Annotated in this window: 9 protein-coding genes; 5 read left to right on the top strand and 4 right to left on the bottom strand. The window is 72.8% G+C overall.

What is annotated here, in order from left to right; translation table 11 throughout:
* Nucleotides 1–34: 34 nt before the first annotated feature.
* The 4 genes from AB0F71_RS19215 to AB0F71_RS19200 all read right to left on the bottom strand — a co-directional run bounded on the left by AB0F71_RS19215 (nt 35) and on the right by AB0F71_RS19200 (nt 8,675).
* The gene (locus tag AB0F71_RS19215) at nt 35–730 is read right to left on the bottom strand and encodes a hypothetical protein (protein ID WP_360235460.1); all 696 of its coding nucleotides are present in this window, start codon (nt 728–730) and stop codon (nt 35–37) included.
* Nucleotides 727–4,932, bottom strand: a complete 4,206-nt coding sequence (locus AB0F71_RS19210) for an NEW3 domain-containing protein (protein WP_360235457.1) — start codon at nt 4,930–4,932, stop codon at nt 727–729. The genes AB0F71_RS19215 and AB0F71_RS19210 overlap by 4 nt, the downstream gene beginning before the upstream one ends.
* A 43-nt stretch (nt 4,933–4,975) precedes the next feature.
* Nucleotides 4,976–7,447 (bottom strand): discoidin domain-containing protein, encoded by a 2,472-nt coding sequence (locus AB0F71_RS19205; protein WP_360235454.1) that lies wholly within the window; start codon nt 7,445–7,447, stop codon nt 4,976–4,978.
* 202 nt (nt 7,448–7,649) lie between these two features.
* On the bottom strand, nt 7,650–8,675 hold the full coding sequence (locus tag AB0F71_RS19200) for a LacI family DNA-binding transcriptional regulator (protein WP_360235451.1): 1,026 nt from the start codon (nt 8,673–8,675) through the stop codon (nt 7,650–7,652).
* Nucleotides 8,676–8,806: 131 nt separating this feature from the next.
* Between AB0F71_RS19200 and AB0F71_RS19195 the strand changes: the two genes are divergently transcribed.
* The 5 genes from AB0F71_RS19195 to AB0F71_RS19175 all read left to right on the top strand — a co-directional run bounded on the left by AB0F71_RS19195 (nt 8,807) and on the right by AB0F71_RS19175 (nt 16,645).
* Nucleotides 8,807–10,096 (top strand): sugar ABC transporter substrate-binding protein, encoded by a 1,290-nt coding sequence (locus AB0F71_RS19195; RefSeq protein ID WP_360235448.1) that lies wholly within the window; start codon nt 8,807–8,809, stop codon nt 10,094–10,096.
* Nucleotides 10,097–10,318: 222 nt separating this feature from the next.
* A complete protein-coding gene (locus AB0F71_RS19190) occupies nt 10,319–11,191 on the top strand; it encodes a sugar ABC transporter permease (RefSeq protein ID WP_360235445.1) in 873 nt (290 codons plus the stop codon).
* 4 nt (nt 11,192–11,195) lie between these two features.
* A complete protein-coding gene (locus AB0F71_RS19185) occupies nt 11,196–12,131 on the top strand; it encodes a carbohydrate ABC transporter permease (protein ID WP_360235442.1) in 936 nt (311 codons plus the stop codon).
* Between the two features lie 57 nt (nt 12,132–12,188).
* Nucleotides 12,189–13,481, top strand: a complete 1,293-nt coding sequence (locus tag AB0F71_RS19180; protein WP_360235439.1) for a glycosyl hydrolase — start codon at nt 12,189–12,191, stop codon at nt 13,479–13,481.
* An 86-nt stretch (nt 13,482–13,567) separates the two neighbouring features.
* Nucleotides 13,568–16,645, top strand: a complete 3,078-nt coding sequence (locus tag AB0F71_RS19175) for a glycoside hydrolase family 38 C-terminal domain-containing protein (RefSeq protein ID WP_360235436.1) — start codon at nt 13,568–13,570, stop codon at nt 16,643–16,645.
* Nucleotides 16,646–16,662: the final 17 nt, after the last annotated feature.

The following is a 16,662-nucleotide window of genomic DNA, read 5'->3' as shown; positions in this document are numbered from 1 at the left end:
GGGCCGGGCGCGGCAGGGGCTTCGACCCGGCGGGTCAGTGGCGGTGGTGGTTGTCGGGTTGGGCCGGGTCGCCGGGGTGCTCCAATCCCGGTACCAGGGTGAGGCGTTGGGCGCGTTCGTGGTCGAGCCAGCGGACGAACTCCGCGCGGCGGGCGGCCTCGCGGAGGGCCGGGGTGGGGTCGGGGTTCTGCGGGGCGGTGAGGGTGGCGAGGAGCATCGCCGTCCAGGGGCCGACGGTGACCCACTCGCCCGGTGGGGCTGCGCGGAGCGCCTCGGCCAGGGCCTCCGGGAGGGTGTCGGGGTCAGCCTCGAAGGCGCCGTCGGGGAGGGCGAGGTGCCAGCGGGTGGCCGGTGGGCGGGCGGTCAGGGTGCGGTAGTGGGCGAGGTCGGCGGCGGACGGCTCGATGTCGGCGGTCACAGCCGCGTAGACGGCGCGGACCGCCGCGCTGCCCTCGTAGGCGGCCGCCGTGATGGAGCCGAGCTCGACGGCGGCCTGTTGGTCGAGCCGGGCCGGGCCGTCCCCGGAGACGGGCAGGCCGCGTTCGGCGGCCACCGTCTCGCAGAGGGCCTCGGTCAGCAGCACCTGGGCGACCCACCGGGTGAGCTGGCGGTCCTCCGAACTGCCGGGCAGGGGAAGGGCGCTGGAGCGCGGGCCGCCGCGCAGGGCGGCGAGCCGGGCGTCGAGGGTGGTGCGCGGGAGCGGACGTCCGTCGAGCAGGCCGAGGGTCATGCCTCCACCACCAGGGCGACGGTGGGGGCGTACTGGCAGCGGCCGAACCACATGACCTTGGCGAGGGCCCAGTACGCGCCCGGGTCGAGCGACTCGGGGGCGGTGACGGCGAAGTCGACGGTGACGGCCGAGTCGGCCGGGACGGTGAACCCGCGCACCGGGTCGGCGATGGCCTCCCACGTCCCCCAGGGCGAGACCAGTTGCAGCTCGCCCCGGATCTCGCCGCGCGTCCGGTTGGTGAGGGTGAGCCCGAGCACGCCCCGCCCGCCGGGGGCCACGCGCAGGGTCTGGTGCGACGCCTCCACGGACAGCCCGGTGTCCCGGCCGGTCACCGCCTTGGTGCCCTGGGCGGCCGTCCAGTCCTCGGGCGCGTCCCCGGGGGCGGGCAGCAGCTCGGGGAGGTCGCCGACGGCGATGGTGACCACGTCCTCGACCTGCTGCCCGTCGTGCTCGATCCGGACGGCGGCGAAGTGCAGCCCGGGCCGGGCGTCCGCCGGCGGGGTGAGGGTGACCGGGAAGCGCAGGTGGCCGTCGGGGGCGAGCCGGTACGGGCGGCTGCCGAGGCTGGTCGCCCAGCCCTCCGGCGGCAGCACCACGGCCGTGCCCTCGACGGCGGCGTCCCGCAGCTGGGAGGAGAGGGCGACCGAGAGCGTCACCGGCTCCCCCGCCGTCCGCAGCAGCCCGGGCGAGGCACCGACCGACACCGGCAGGTAGCCGAGCGGCGCCGGGCCCCGGTTGTGCAGCCAGTAGCGGGCGTGGACGGGCTGGGCGGGTTCGGCGACCGGGCCGAGCACCGCGCCCCCGGGCCGGGCCGAGACGCCGGGCGAGGCGAGCAGGGTGGCGATGGCCGAGCCGGGCAGGTCGAGCCCGGCCGGGCCCTGCGGGCGCTCCAGCAGGTCGGCCGCCCGCAGATCGGTCAGGCCGAGTGCACCACCCAGCCCGGCCGTCCGCCCGAGGCCGGTGGATTCGACCAGCCGCACGGTCAGCTCGGGCCGGACGGGCGCCGCCGAGCCGTGGGCGATCGGGTTCCCGGCCGGCTTGAGCGCGCCGAGCAGCACCTCGCGCTGCGGCTCGACCCGCAGCCAGGACAGGGTGGCGGGCAGCGGCCCGTCCTGCGGTGCGGCCACGATCCGCGCGTACAGCGGGTGGTTGAACTCCTGACCCTGCGCGGGCAGCGTCTGCGTCCGCCAGTCGCCGTCGCCGCCCACCAGCGCGTAGCTGAACTCATGCGTCCAGTGCTGGAGTTGGAAGGAGGCTCCGTCGGGCAGGGTGCGCCGGGGCGGGTCGATCCACACCCCGGACGGCCAGCCGGTGCAGGAGCGCATCAGCGACAGGTGCAGCGCCCCGGTGGTGTCCACCGCGAAGCCGGGCAGGCCGAAGCTGAGCAACGCCACGGTGTGGTCGGCGAGTTCGTCCGAGACCGGCACCGGGCAGACGGCGGTGATCCGGGCGTCGGCGAGGTCGTCCACCAGGGCCGGCACATCGGCGACCACCAGTGCGGGCAGGGAGCGCAGGTCCCGCAGGTCCGCGTCCGGCCGCCACACCTCGGCGAGCGGTGTCAGCGCGGGCACCCACACCGCGCCGTGCGCCTTGAGCACGGCCGCGTACTCCTCGCCCGAGCGCTCGATCAACTCCCTTGCCGCGTCGTTGACTTCCGGCCCGCCGACGATGATCCGGAAGTCCGGCAGGTTGGAGTCGACGTCCAGCCAGCCGTACCGCGCCCAGTCCGCCCCCGAGGTGGTGGCGGTGACCCCGACCCGGGCGAGTGCGACCACCAGCGGGCGGGCGTCGGCGGCCGCGTCCAAGGTCGGCACCACCACCTCGGCCACGCCGAGCGCGCGCGAGCCGGTGACCGCCCCCGCCGGGTCGGTGAGCTCCACCCGTGCGGTGGCGCCCAGCCCGAACCAGGTGTTGGCCGGGTTGTCCAGCGTCCACGGCGCCTCCGCCGAGTCCACGTCCGGCAGCGCGAAGCCGCGCCCGACGACCGCCCCGGCGACCTCGCTGACCGGCAGCCCGCCGGGGACGTCCACCGGGAAGCGCAGTCGCAACAGCCGGTCGGCGCCGGAGTAGTCGACCACCCTGGTACGGCAGTCGACCCGGTCCAGCCCGCGCCACAGCGTGACCGTCTGCTCGTAGCGCAGGCCGTCGACCGTCCCGCCGATCACCAGCCGCTCGCCGAGCGGGCCGGTCTCGCGGCGCACGGAACCGGTGCGATCCCCGGAGCCGACCACCGGCCCGCTCGGCACCAGGTGCCACGGGCCCTCGCCGAAGTCCGGGTGCTGCGGGTACTCCTCGTACACCCGCAGTTCGTTGCCGATCCGGCCCTCCTGGATCAACTCCCGTTCGTGCAGCAGGTCGTAGACCGAGCGGAGCCCGCCGCCACGCGCCGGGTCGGCCATCACCCGGTACCGCTCGTTGGCGATCACCGCACCCTCGGCCTCGACCCAGGCCGGTGCCGAGGGCTCACCGCCAACCAGCCGCCAGGTGCGCCAGCCGAGCGCGGGCACGTCGGCGGCCAGGAACCGCAGCACGCCCCGGTCGACGGCGCTCGGCGCCGGCGCGCCGGCCTCGTCCAGGACCCGCACCGGCCCGGCACCGGAGGGGAGTTCGACCGACACCAGGTCCGTCCGGTCGAAGGACAGCGTATTGGTCACCACGACCGAGGCCCCCGCCTCCGCTCCCGCCGAACCGACGCCCGCCGTGGCGATCCGCGCCGTCAGCGCGTCCAGCGCCGCGTCCCGGACGGCCGTGGCCAGGTCGTACGCCTCCCGCCAGCCGCCCAGCAGGTCCAGGTACACCTGGTCCGACTCGCTCCCCGTGATCGCGTCGTGGTGCGCCCCGTAGGCGAGTTGGCGCCACACCTTGTCGAGCACGGCAGCGGGGTAGGCCCCGAGCCCGTTGACGACGGCCAGCGCGGCGAGCTTCTCCGCGTCCACCGCCGCGACCTCGCCCGCCCGCTGGGCCTGCTTGGTGTCGATGTAGGAGACGTCCTTGCCGGTGTACACCGGGTTCATGTCGCGGGTCTGCGGGCTGGGTCGGCGCCCGGTGGTGGCGAGTTCGGCCCGGACGGCGTCCAGGAAGTCCCGCGGGGTGGCGCAGACGAAGCGCGGCCACAGGTACTTCTCGGCCCAGGAGCGGTGGATCGCGGTGACCCACTTGTTCGGCGGGGTGTAGTCCGTGCCCACCGGCAGCAGCAGGTTCCTGGTCGCCCCGACCGGCTTGAGCTTGCGGTACAGCTCGTACACGGCCTGTTCGGCGGTGGCGAGGTCGGGCGAGGAGTCCATCCACCAGCCGGCCGAGTAGTGGTGCGGCATGTAGTGGGTGAGCACGCCCTCCCCGCCGGGCGCGATCCACTCGAACTCGCTGGGGAACTGCATCACCCGGGCGTCGTCCTTGCCCTGGCGGAAGTTCTTCTGGATCGGGCCCCACTGGTGGAACGGCCCGCGGGCCCAGGCGCTGCCGGTGAGGCCGGCCGCGGCGAGGTGGCCGGGGAACTGCGGGTCGTGCCCGAACACGTCGAGCTGCCAGGCGGTTTGCGGGTCGCCGCCGAGGATGTCGCGCTGGTAGCCGATGCCGTGGACGATGTTGCGGATGGTCGTCTCGGCGCCGGTGAGGTTGGTGTTGGGCTCGTTGTAGGTGCCGCCGACGAGCTCGACCTGCCCGCGCTCCAGCAGTGTCCGGAGCACCGCGCGCCGCTCCGGGTGCTGGTCGAAGTACGGTTTCAGGTAGTCGACCTCGGCCAGCACGAACTTGTACACCGGATCCCGCAGGGCCAGGTCGAGGTGGGCGTCGACGAGGGCGAAGCCGTTGCGCTCCCAGAGCGGCCGGGTGGTGGCGTCGGCGCCGAGCAGCTCCCACGGCGAGGTGTAGGCGGCCTGGGTGTTCCACCAGACCGGGTCGTAGTGGAAGTGGGAGACCAGGAACATCGTCCAGCCGGGCTCGGCGACCTCGACGACGCCGGTCGCCTCGCTCGTCTCCGCCCTTACGGTGACGGTCAGTTGGGCGCCGACGGCCGCTCCGGTGATCTCCAGGGGGACGTCAACCAGCCCCGTGCCGCTCGCCTCGCCGCGGACGCCCGTCCCACTGACGGTGATCGGGGCGGCCGGCCCCTCGACCGTGACCCGCAGGATCTGGCGCGGGGCCTCCTCGGGGCCGACGAACAGGTCGGTGCTCTCTACGGCGGTGATGGTGGTGACCGGCACGGGGGTGGTCCTTTCGGTACGGAGGCCTACGCGGTACGGACGCCTACTGGCCCCAGGCCTCGAACTCGTAGATGCGGGCGGCCGGATCGCCGTTCTGGGTCGGCTTGGTGACGACCAGCCGGACGTAGCGGGCGGTGGTGTCCACCGGGTGGGTGGTGGTGCCCGCGGTGTTGCCGGTCACGGTGGCGACCGTCGTCCACGGGTCGGTGCTCTTCGCGCGGGCCTGGACGGAGAAGTCCCGGGTGTTGTACGCGGCGCTCTCGCCGCCCGCCTGGGCGTGCTTGACCACGAACCTGTTCAGCTTCTTCGCCGAACCGAGGTCCACCTCCAGCCACTTGGCGGCCGTCAGCGTGCACCACTTGTCACTCGTGCCGCCGCTGACGCTGCCGTTGACGGCCTTGGCCGGGCCCTCGTTGGCGTTGCACTGGCCGGAGGCGGTGGCGGGGCGGTTGAGCGCGAGGTTCGTCGAGCCCGTCGGCGGGGTGCCGTTCCAGCCCACGGTGGTGGAGGAGACGGCCGAGTGCCCGTAGGTGGTGGAGACCGCTTCCACGTCCAGCGTGGTGGCGGCCTCGGTGCCCGCCCGGTCCAGCCGCCCGACGAAGTAGGCGTCGTTGGGGGTGGCCCCCAGGAAGGTCCGGCTGCCGTCCGGGTTGCGCCGGTACACCTCGTAGTGGTGGACGTTGCCGCCGGGGGCCGCCGTCCAGGACAGTCGCAGCGACTGGCTCGCGCCGGCCGTCACATCACTCGCACCGAGGACGGTCAGCCCGCTCGGCGCGGCCGGGGTCTCCACCGATCCGTCGTAGAGGGCGACTTGGCCGACCCGCAGGTCGTACGCCGGGTCGTTGCCGGTGACCTGGAGGGCGAGCTGGGCGATGGTGCGGCCGGCGTACCGGGAGAGGTCGAGGGTGTGCCGCTCCCAGCCCGTCCCGGTGTTGCTGCCGACGTCCACGGTGGTGAAGCTGCCCGGGGCGTCGGTGAAGGAGACCGCGGCCTTGAGCTTGGTCGGGCCGGCGGCCGGGGTCTTGACCACCAGGTCGAGTTTGCTGTTCGCGGCGACCGGCAGGCGGGTCTGGTAGAGCCGGACGGTGTTGGTGGCGTCCAGGGTGCCGGTCAGCCGCAGCGAGGAGCCGCCCTGGTAGGCGTCGGTGAAGTCGACGGACGGGCTGAGCTTGCTGCCGGCGGAGTCGACCACCCAGCGGTAGGTCGGCGGGACGTCCTGCAGCGAGAGGTTGTTCCAGCCGCCGGTGGCGACCCGGGCGCCGGCCGCGTTGTAGAAGTCGCCCTGGCCGGTGTCGAAGTTGGTGACGAAGGGCTTGGCGGTGATCGGCGAGGACTCGGCGACGTAGCCCGCCAGGCCGGGCCACCCGGAGGAGAGGTCGACCTTGGACGGGTCGTTGTCGGCACCGACCCAGTAGCGGGCGTCCTTGGCGTAGAAGTCGGCCCGGTCGGTGGCGGACTTCCAGGTCCACTCGGGGCGGTAGAGGCCGAGCGAGGTGGTGTGCGGCTGCCCGGACGGGAAGAGGGTGTTCCAGTCGACGGAGGTGTTGTAGCCGTTCGCCTCGGTGTCGACACCGGAGTACAACTCGTACTCGCTGCGCCCGAGTTGCCGGGCCAGGGTGCGGGAGGAGTCCAGGCCGTCGGACGTCCAGCCGAAGTTGAGGAACATCGAGTCCGAGGTTCTCCTCGAACCGTCCTGCAGGAACGGCGAGTTGGCGGAGGTGAGGGCATTCTGCCAGTCGACCGCGCCGGAGCTGGTCATCGCGTCGTACCACATGAACTCGGTGCTGCTCTGTGCCTTGGTGTACTGCATCAGATCGCGCAGCTCGGTGGCCAGGCCCGCATCACCGCCGCCGGTCTCCTGGTTGATGAACCAGCCGTCGAAGCCGTAGTACTGGGCGGCCTGGGCGAGCTTGTCGGCGACGGGGTAGCGGCTGCCGGACTTCTGGACGAAGTCGCGCACCCACTGGAGCTGGCCGCCGTACGCGGCGGGCGGGAAGAAGACGGTGCCGTAGACCTTGACGCCGTTGCGGTGGGCGGCGTCGATCACGGTCGGGTTGGGCGCGAGGATCAGGCCCTCACCGGCCGAACCGCCCCAGAACACCAGCTTGTCGACGTACTGCCAGTAGCCGAAGGCGTAGTAGTTGGGGTCGGCGGAGCCCTGGGAGGGGTTGTTGGAGGTGGGGCCGAAGGAGACCAGCGAGGCGATCTTCCCCTCCCCGGCGCGGGCGTTGGGGTTGGCGGCCAGGGCCGGGTCGCTGGTGCGCGGCTGGAGCGGGACGCGGGAGCGGTTGAACCGGGCGTCCGGGTCGGTGGCCGGGTCCCAGTTGAGGATGGTGCTGGGGTACCAGTAGGAGGCGTACGGCTGGTTGCCGGGGCCGGCGGTGGCTGCGGGCGGCGGCGCTGCGGCCGTCACGGGTGCGGCCCAGGCGGAGGGTGCGGCCCAGGCGGAGGGGGTGGCCGTGAGTGCGGCCGTCGCGAGGACCGCGCTGAGCAGCAGGGGTAGGCGTCGTGACATGCGGGGGCTCCGATCGGACGGAGGGGTGGGGGCGGGCCCGCCGTCGCGGACGGGGGCCGGCCGCATGCGGGCGTGCCGGTGCTGAACCGAGGGGAGCCGGAGGCCGGAGGAGCGGGCAGCAGGAGCGGACCCTCTCGGCGCAGCGAGGCTAAACCGGTTCAGAACGGGTGTCAACGACCCGGACAACAACCACCCGACGGGGTCAGGAACCGCCGCCCGGCGGCGAGGTGGACTCCCGCACGGTCAGCCGGGGCGTCGGCATCTGGAGGTCCCGGCCGGGCCCGGCGCCGTCCAGGGCCTCCAGCAGGCTGCGCGCGACCTGCTCGCCGAGCGCGAAGGTGTCCCGGCTGAGCGCGGTCAGCGGCGGGTGGACGATCCGGGCGAGCACCGAGTCGTCGAAGGAGACGATGGACAGCTCCCCGGGCACCGAGACGCCCATCTCCCCGGCCACGCCCAGCCCGGCGACGGCCATCACGTCGCTGTCGTAGACGATCGCGGTGGGCCGCCCGGGCCGGGAGAGCAGGGTGCGGGTGGCCGCCGCGCCCTCGGCGTCGCTGAAGTCGGTGGGCACCGACAGCGCCTCCTCCAGGCCGAGCCGGCGGGAGGCGTCGCGCAGCGCGCGGATCCGGCGCTGGGTGTGCTGGAAGTGCGGCAGCCCGGCGAGGTGGGCGATCCGGCGGTGCCCGATGGCGGCCAGGTAGTCGACGATGGAGAGCATCGCCTCACGGTCGTCGGCCCAGATCCGCAGCTGGTTGCCGCCCTTGCCGGGCCCGCCCAGGACGACGGCGGGCAGCCCGAGTTCGTCCAGGACGGGCAGCCGCGGGTCCTTGACCTGGAGGTCCACCACGATGAACCCGTCCACCCGGTGCTCGGAGGCCCAGCGCCGGTAGACCTCCATCTCGGCGGCGGTGTCCTCGACCACCATCAGGTGCAGGGCGACCGAGCTGGCCGAGAGCACGGCCTGGAGGCCGGAGAGCAGCTGGCTGAAGAACGGCTCGACGCCGATGGTGCGGGCCGGGCGGGCGATCACCAGGCCGACGGCGTCGGAGCGGGCGCCGCCGAGGGCGCGGGCGGCGCTGTGCGGGCGCCAGTTCATCTCCTCGGCGACCCGCAGGATCCGGTCCCTGGTCGCCTCGCTGACACCGGGGCGGCCGTTGAGCGCGAAGGAGACCGCGCCCTTGGAGACGCCGGCCTGGCGCGCGATGTCGGCGATCGTCGGTCTGCCCACAGGATCCGACTCCTCTCTTGACAGTCAAGTTTAGGCGGGAGCATAGTCCCTGCCAGAGCTAGACCGGTTTAGTTAAGCAGGTTCTGAACACCACCACCCATCCCAGAACCCAGGACCACCGGGAGACCCTCATGCGAAGAATCTGGGCGGCACTGACCAGCACGGCCCTCACCGCGGCGGCCCTCACCGGCTGCGGACTCGGCTCCGGAGACACCAAGAGCAGCGACAACGTGGCGAGTGCGGCCGCCACCGGTGAGGTCAAGGGCAAGGTCTCGATCCAGACCTGGGCGCTCAAGCCCAAGTTCACCGACTACATGCAGGGCGTGCTCGACGGCTTCAAGAAGAAGTACCCCGGCGTCGAGGTCGAGTGGCTGGACCAGCCCGGCGAGGGCTACTCCGACAAGGTGCTCAGCCAGGCCGCCTCCGGCACCCTGCCCGACGTGGTCAACCTCCCGCCGGACTTCGCCTTCCCGCTGGCCAAGAAGGACGTCCTGCTGGACGTCGCCAAGGCCGACCCCAAGCTCGCGGACGAGTACGTGGCCGGCGGCGTGAACGCCTACCGCTACCACGGCTACCAGGGCACCTTCGGCTACCCCTGGTACCTCAACACCGATGTGAACTACTGGAGTTCGGACCTTCTCACAAAGAACGGCCTGGACCCGAAGAAGCCCCCGACCAGCCTGGACGAGCTGATCGCCCAGGCCCGGGTGATGAAGGAGAAGTCGGGCGGCCAGGCCTACCTGATGAGCCGCAAGCCCGGCCTCGGCGACCTCTACAACATCGGCGTCAAGATCATGGCCGACGACGGCAAGTCCTTCACCTTCAACACCCCGGAGGCCGCCGCACTGCTCGACAAGTACCGCGACGCCTTCAAGGAGGGCCTGATGCCGAACGGGGTGCTCACCGACACCTACGCCGGCAACTCCAAGCTGTTCAGCGCCGGCACCGCGGCCTGGACCACCGGCGGCGGCAACTTCATCACCAGCCTCGCCACCGACAACCCCACCCTGGCGCCCAAGGTCGTCCCCTCCCCCGCGATGGGCACCCCGCCGCTGTACGTCCAGGGCCTGTCCATCCCGAAGAACACCAAGAACCCGGCCGCCGCGGTAGCCCTGGCCCGCTGGGTCACCAGCCCGGAGAACCAGGCCGCCTTCGCCCACCTGACCAGCGTCTTCCCGTCCACCAAGGCCTCCGCCAACGACCCGTTCTTCAGCCAGAGCGACGGCACCAACGCCGGCGACGCCAAGGTGATCGCCTTCACCTCGCTCGCCAAGGCCGAGCTGATCCAGCCGGTCGAGGTGGACGACGCGATGGGCACCGTGGTCAAGCAGCAGTTCGCCCTCGCCATCAGCGGCCAGAGCAGCTCCAAGCAGGCCCTGGACACCGCCGTGGAGCAGTGCGACAAGCTGCTCAAGGGCTGACCCCACGCCGCCCCGCCGCCCCGCAGTCCCGACGTCCCGCTGTCCTGCAGTCCCGAAGTCCCGACGTCCCGCAGTCCCGAAGTCCCGCAGTCCCGCAGTCCCGTTCCCACCCACTGGCGAGGCGGCGGGTCCTCCCCCACACCCGCCGCCCCGGGTCTCGTACCTTTCCCGGGGCCCGTACCGCCCGGACCCCGGAAGGCCCAGCCCCAGGAAGGCATCCGCATGACCCACCGGCGCTGGTTCACTCCCTGGCTGCTCGCCGGCCCCGCGATACTCTGGCTGGCCGTGTTCAACCTCTGGCCGGCCGTCAACACGGTGATCCTCTCCTTCACCAACGCCAAGCCCATCGGCGGCGGCCGGTTCACCGGCCTGGAGAACTACGGCCGGCTGCTGGACGACACCCAGCTCGCCGACGCCCTGCTCAACAGCATCGTGTTCATGCTGGTCTGCCTCCCCCTGCTGACCGTCCTGCCGCTGCTGCTCGCCCTGCTGGTCCAGCGCCGGATCCCCGGCATCACCTTCTTCCGCACCGCCTTCTACACCCCGGTGATCGCCTCCGCCGTCGTGGTGGCGCTGATCTGGGGCTGGGTGCTGGACGACCGGGGCCTGGTCAACGGCCTGCTCCAGGAGGGCGGCCTGGCCGACTCCCCGGTCCCCTTCCTCACCGACCGCTGGCTGCTGCTGTTCAGCGCGATCGCCCTGACCGTCTGGAAGGGGCTCGGCTACTACATGGTCATCTACCTCTCCGCCCTCGCCAACGTCCCGCACGAGCTGCACGAGGCGGCGGCCGTGGACGGCGCGAGCCCGCTGCGCCGCTTCTGGCACATCACCCTGCCGGGGGTGCGCCCGACCATGGTGCTCATCTCCGCGCTCATCTCGGTGAGTTCGCTGCGCGTCTTCTCCGAGCTGTACGTGCTCTCCAACGGACTGGGCGGCCCCGGCGGCCGCGACATGTCGGTGGTGATGCTGATCCAAATGTACAGCCGCGGCTTCAACGGCCACCTGGGCTACGCCTCCGCGCTCAGCCTGCTGCTGTTCGTGGTGACCCTCGGCCCGATGCTGTTCCTGATGCGGCTGAACCGGAAGGCGGCCTGAACCCGTGACCACCCTCGGCTCCGACCCCACCCTCAGCCCCGAACCCGCCCGCAGCTCCGGCCCCACCCGCCGCACCAAGCCCGCCCGCCGCACCAGGCCCGCCCGCGGCTTCAACACCCCCTCCCGTGGGCAGACCGCCGCCCGCTACCTGCTCCTGCTGCTCGTCCTGCTGCTGGTCATCGGCCCCTTCCTCTGGCAGCTGTCCACCGCCCTCAAGGGCCCCACCGAGGACGTCTACACCCGCACCCCGAGCTTCCTGCCCGACCAGCCCACCCTGGGCAACTTCGGCACCGTCGCCGACACCATCCCGGTGTGGACGTACGCCCTCAACTCGCTGACCGTCGCCGCCGTCTGCATCACCGGCAACGTGGTCGGCTGCACCCTGGCCGGCTACGCCCTCGCCCGGCTGCGCTTCCGCGGCGCCCGGCTGCTCCTCGGCCTCTTCCTGGCCACCCTGGTGCTGCCCGGCGAGGTCACCATCGTCTCCCAGTACGTGCTGGTGCGCGGCCTCGGCCTGGCCGACACCCTGGCCGGCGTGGCCCTGCCCGGGGCGATCGCCATGCTCAACGTCCTGCTGATGCGCACCGCCTTCGCCGCCGTACCGGCCGAACTCGACCAGGCGGCACTGGTGGACGGCGCCAACGTCTGGCAGCGGCTGTGGCACATCGGCCTGCCGAACGTGTGCGGCATGCTCAGCGTGATCGTCATCTTCACCTTCATCGGCGCCTGGGACGACTTCCTCTGGCCGCTGATCGTGCTCAACGACCCGCAGAAGTACACCCTGACCGTCGGGCTCCAGTACCTCAACGGCACCTTCTCCGCCAATCCCCGGCTGATCGCGGCCGGCACCATGATCGCCTTCCTGCCGATCGTCGTGGTGTTCGCCGTCTGCCAGCGCTTCTTCTTCCAGGGCGTCGAGGAGGGAGCCGTCAAGGGCTGAGCCCCCGAGGACGACAACACCGTCCGTACGCCCCGAACCAGTTGAGGTAGCCCTCCCGTGACCACCGTGACCACCCCGACCACCGCGACCACCACTCCGCAGGCCCCGCGCTTCGGCGTCAACTACACCCCCAGCAAGGGCTGGTTCCACCACTGGCTGGACTTCGACCTGGACGCCGTGCGCGCCGACCTCGACTCGGTCGCCGCCCTCGGCCTGGACCACGTCCGGGTCTTCCCGCTCTGGCCGCTGTTCCAGCCCAACCGCACCCTGATCCGCCCACGCGCCGTCGAACAGCTGACCGCACTCGTCGACGCGGCCGGCGAACGCGGCCTGGACGTCGCGGTGGACGGCCTCCAGGGCCACCTGTCCAGCTTCGACTTCCTGCCCGCCTGGACCCGGACCTGGCACCGCCGCAACCTGTTCACCGACCCCGAGGTCCTGGACGGCCAGGCCGCCTACCTGCGCACCCTCGCCGGGGCGCTGCGCGAACGGCCGAACTTCCTCGGGATGACGCTCGGCAACGAGATCAACCAGTTCTCCGGCGCCCCGCACCCCGACCCGGACCGGTGCACCCCCGCCGAGGCCGAGGCCTGGCTGGACCGGATGCTCGCCGCCTGCGAGGAGGGCGCGCCCGGGCGGCTGCACCTGCACGCCTCCTACGACGCGGCCTGGTACCTGGACGAACACCCCTTCACGCCCTGGCACTCGGCCCGCCTCGGCGGCGCCACCGCCGTGCACTCCTGGGTCTTCAACGGCACCGCCCAGCGCTACGGCGCCCGCTCCACCGCCACCGCCCAGCACGCCGCGTACCTGGTCGAGCTGTCCAAGGCCTGGGCCGAGGACCCGGCCCGCCCGGTCTGGCTGCAGGAGGTCGGCGCGCCCGCCCCGCACATCACCGCCGCGGACGCGGCCCGGTTCACCGCCGCCACCGTCGAGGCCGTGCTGGACTGCCCGGATCTCTGGGGCGTCACCTGGTGGTGCTCCCACGACGTGGACCGCTCGCTCGCCGACTTCCCCGAACTGGAGTACAGCCTCGGCCTGTTGACCACCGACCGGACGGTCAAGCCGGCCGGCGCCCGGCTCGCCGAGGCCGCCGCCGCGGCCCGCCGCAGCTGGCAGCCGCCCAAGCCGCGCAGCACCGCCGTGGTGGTCGCCACCGGCGACGCGGTCACCTCCCCGCGCCGCGCGGACTGCGGTCCCGGCGGCCCGGTGTACGAGGCCTTCATGCGCCTCACCGAGGCCGGCGCCCGCCCGACCGCCGTGCTCGCCGAACGCGCCGGGGACGCGGCGCACCTGGCCGCGCGCGGCATCACCGAGGTGGTCCACCCCGCCGACGTACGTTCTCCGTAGCCGCCGCCCCTACGACCGACCTCCCCGCCACCGCCCGCCTCTGCAACCGCCCTCCCGCACGCACGCACGCAACGGAGCCTGCCGACATGCACGATGACCGCACCCTCGTCGAGTCCCGCCTCAAGCGCGTCCTGGAGGAGCGCATCCTCCCGGCCGTCTACCCGGAGTCCGTCCCGCTGGAGGTCGGTATCTGGACCGCCCCCGGCGAGCCCGTCCCGGTCGCCGAGGGCCTGGCCGCGCCGCGCACCCCGATCGCCGTCGGCGACGCCTGGGGCGCGCCCTGGGGCACCAGTTGGCTGACGGTGTCCGGCACGGTGCCGCAGGCCTGGGCCGGCCGGACGGTCGAGGCGCTGATCGACCTCGGCTTCGACGCCAACATGCCCGGCTTCCAGTGCGAGGGCCTGGTCTACCGCCCGGACGGCAGCCCGGTGAAGGGCCTCAACCCGCGCAACCAGTGGGTGCGGATCGCCGCCCCGGCGGCCGGCGGCGAACAGGTGCTGCTGCACGTCGAGGCCGCCGCCAACCCGGTGATCCTGGACTACCACCCCTTCCTGCCCACCGAGTTGGGCGACCGGGAGACGGCCGGCGACCAGCCGCAGTACAGGCTCGCCCGGATGGACCTCGCCGTCTTCGACGACACCGTCTGGCAGCTGTCGCTGGACCTGGAGGTGCTCGGCGAGCTGATGGCCGAGCTCCCGGTGGACGGCGCCCGCCGCTGGGAGGTGCTGCGCGCGGTCGAGCGGGCGCTGGACGCGATCGACCTCCAGGACGTCAACGGCACCGCCGCCGCGGCCCGTTCGGAGCTGACCGCGGTCCTGGCCGCGCCCGCCGTGCCGTCCGCGCACCGGATCAGCGCGATCGGCCACGCCCACATCGACTCCGCCTGGCTGTGGCCGCTGCGCGAGACGGTGCGCAAGGTCGCCCGGACCACCGCCAACATGACCGCCCTGTTGGAGGACGAGCCGGAGTTCCGCTACACCATGTCCCAGGCGCAGCAGTACGCCTGGATCAAGGAGCACCGCCCGGAGGTGTACGCCCGGGTGCGCAAGGCGGTCGCCGAGGGCCGGTTCGTCCCGGCCGGCGGCATGTGGGTGGAGTCCGACACCAACATGCCGAGCTCGGAGGCGATGGCCCGGCAGTTCGTGTACGGCAAGCGGTTCTTCCTGGAGGAGTTCGGGGTCGAGAACCACGAGGCCTGGCTGCCCGACACCTTCGGCTTCACCGGCGGCCTGCCGCAGATCATCCGCAACGCCGGCTCCAAGTGGCTGCTGACCCAGAAGATCTCCTGGAGCCAGGTGAACAGGTTCCCGCACCACACCTTCCTCTGGGAGGGCATCGACGGGACTCGCATCTTCACCCACTTCCCGCCCGTGGACACCTACAACTGCTCCATGAAGGGCAGCGAGATCGCCCACGCCGCGAGGAACTTCAAGGACAAGGGCGTGGCCCGGCACTCGATCGCCCCGACCGGCTGGGGCGACGGCGGGGGCGGGACGACCCGTGAGATGGTCGGCAAGGCCGCCCGGCTGCGGGACTTGGAGGGCTCGGCCACCGTCCGCTGGGAGAACCCCGCCGAGTTCTTCGCCAAGGCCGAGGCCGAGTACCCGAACCCGCCGGTCTGGGTCGGCGAGCTCTACCTGGAACTGCACCGGGCCACCCTGACCAGCCAGGCGAAGACCAAGCAGGGCAACCGGCGCAGCGAGAACCTGCTGCGCGAGGCCGAACTCTGGTGCGCCACGGCCGCGTTGCGCGCAGGCGCGCTGCACACCGACGCCGAGCAGCCGTACGCCTACCCGTACGAGCAGCTGGACCGGATCTGGAAGACGGTGCTGCTGCACCAGTTCCACGACATCCTGCCCGGCTCCTCGATCGCCTGGGTGCACCGCGAGGCCGAGGCCACCTACGCGGCGCTGGCACGGGAGTTGGAGGAGCTGATCGACGCGGCCCAGCGGGCGCTGGCCGGACCGGCGGACGGTGGACGGGAGTTGGTGTTCAACGCCGCCCCGCACGCCCGTTCGGCCGTCCCAGCGGGCGGTGCGGCCCTCGCCGCCACGGACGCCACGGACGCCCCGGCCGCCACGGTCACTCCGCTCGACGGCGGCGGGTTCACCCTGCGCAACGGCCTGCTGGAGGTGGTGGTCGACGCCGACGGCCTGATCGCCTCGGCGGTCGAGCTCGCCACCGGCCGGGAGACCGTCGCCCCCGGCAGCCGGGCCAACCTGCTCCAGCTGCACCCCGACTTCCCCAACATGTGGGACGCCTGGGACGTGGACCAGTTCTACCGCAACACCGTCACCGACCTGACCGGCGTCGACTCCCTCACCGCCACAGCCACCGACGGCCGGGCCGAGGTCCGGATCGCCCGCTCCTTCGGCTCCTCCACCGTCGTCCAGACCCTCACCCTGCACGCGGGCGAGCAGCGGCTCGACATCGACACCGAGGTCGACTGGCACGAGACCGAGAAGTTCCTCAAGGCCGCCTTCCCGCTCGACGTCCACACCGAGAGGTACGCCGCCGAGACCCAGTTCGGCCACCTCTACCGGCCCACCCACACCAACACCAGCTGGGACGCCGCCAAGTTCGAGGCCTGCAACCACCGCTTCGTCCACCTGGACGAGCCCGGCTGGGGCGTCGCGCTGGTGACCGCCTCCACCTACGGCCACGACGTCACCCGCGCCGTGCGCGCCGACGACGGCGGCACCACCACCACGGTCCGCTTCTCGCTGCTGCGCGCCCCGCGCTTCCCCGACCCGAAGACCGACCAGGGCCTGCACCGCTTCCGGCACGCGCTGGTCCCCGGCGCCGCGATCGGCGACGCCGTCCGCGAGGGCTACCGGATCGGCCTGCCCGAGCGCCGGGTCACCGGCACCGCCGAGCGGGTCGCGCCGCTGGTCGAGGTGGACCACGACGCCCTGGTGGTCAGCGCCGTCAAGCTCGCCGACGACCGCAGCGGCGACCTGGTCGTCCGGGTCTACGAGGCCGGCGGCGGCCGGGCCCGGGGCCGGCTCACCACCTCCTTCCCGCTGGCCGGCGCCGTCCCCTGCGACCTGCTGGAACGGCCCTGGGACGGCACCCGCGGCGAGGTGACGGTCGAGGACGGCACGGTGCACCTGGCGCTGCGCCCGTTCGAACTGGTCACGCTGCGCCTCAGCGCCGCCCGCTGACCGACGTACGGTGAAGG

This window comes from Kitasatospora sp. NPDC028055 (genome assembly GCF_040637885.1).
Taxonomy (GTDB): domain Bacteria; phylum Actinomycetota; class Actinomycetes; order Streptomycetales; family Streptomycetaceae; genus Kitasatospora.
Note: the sequence above shows the minus strand (reverse complement) of the source record. Positions and strands in the feature narration are given on the sequence as shown.

What these genes read in the sequence shown, in the direction of transcription:
- AB0F71_RS19190 (WP_360235445.1), top strand. Translation starts at nt 10,319, where the DNA reads ATGACCCACCGGCGCTGGTTCACTCCCTGGCTGCTCGCCGGCCCCGCG.
- AB0F71_RS19175 (WP_360235436.1), top strand. Translation starts at nt 13,568, where the DNA reads ATGCACGATGACCGCACCCTCGTCGAGTCCCGCCTCAAGCGCGTCCTG.
- AB0F71_RS19215 (WP_360235460.1), bottom strand. Translation starts at nt 730, where the DNA reads ATGACCCTCGGCCTGCTCGACGGACGTCCGCTCCCGCGCACCACCCTC.
- AB0F71_RS19205 (WP_360235454.1), bottom strand. Translation starts at nt 7,447, where the DNA reads ATGTCACGACGCCTACCCCTGCTGCTCAGCGCGGTCCTCGCGACGGCC.
- AB0F71_RS19195 (WP_360235448.1), top strand. Translation starts at nt 8,807, where the DNA reads ATGCGAAGAATCTGGGCGGCACTGACCAGCACGGCCCTCACCGCGGCG.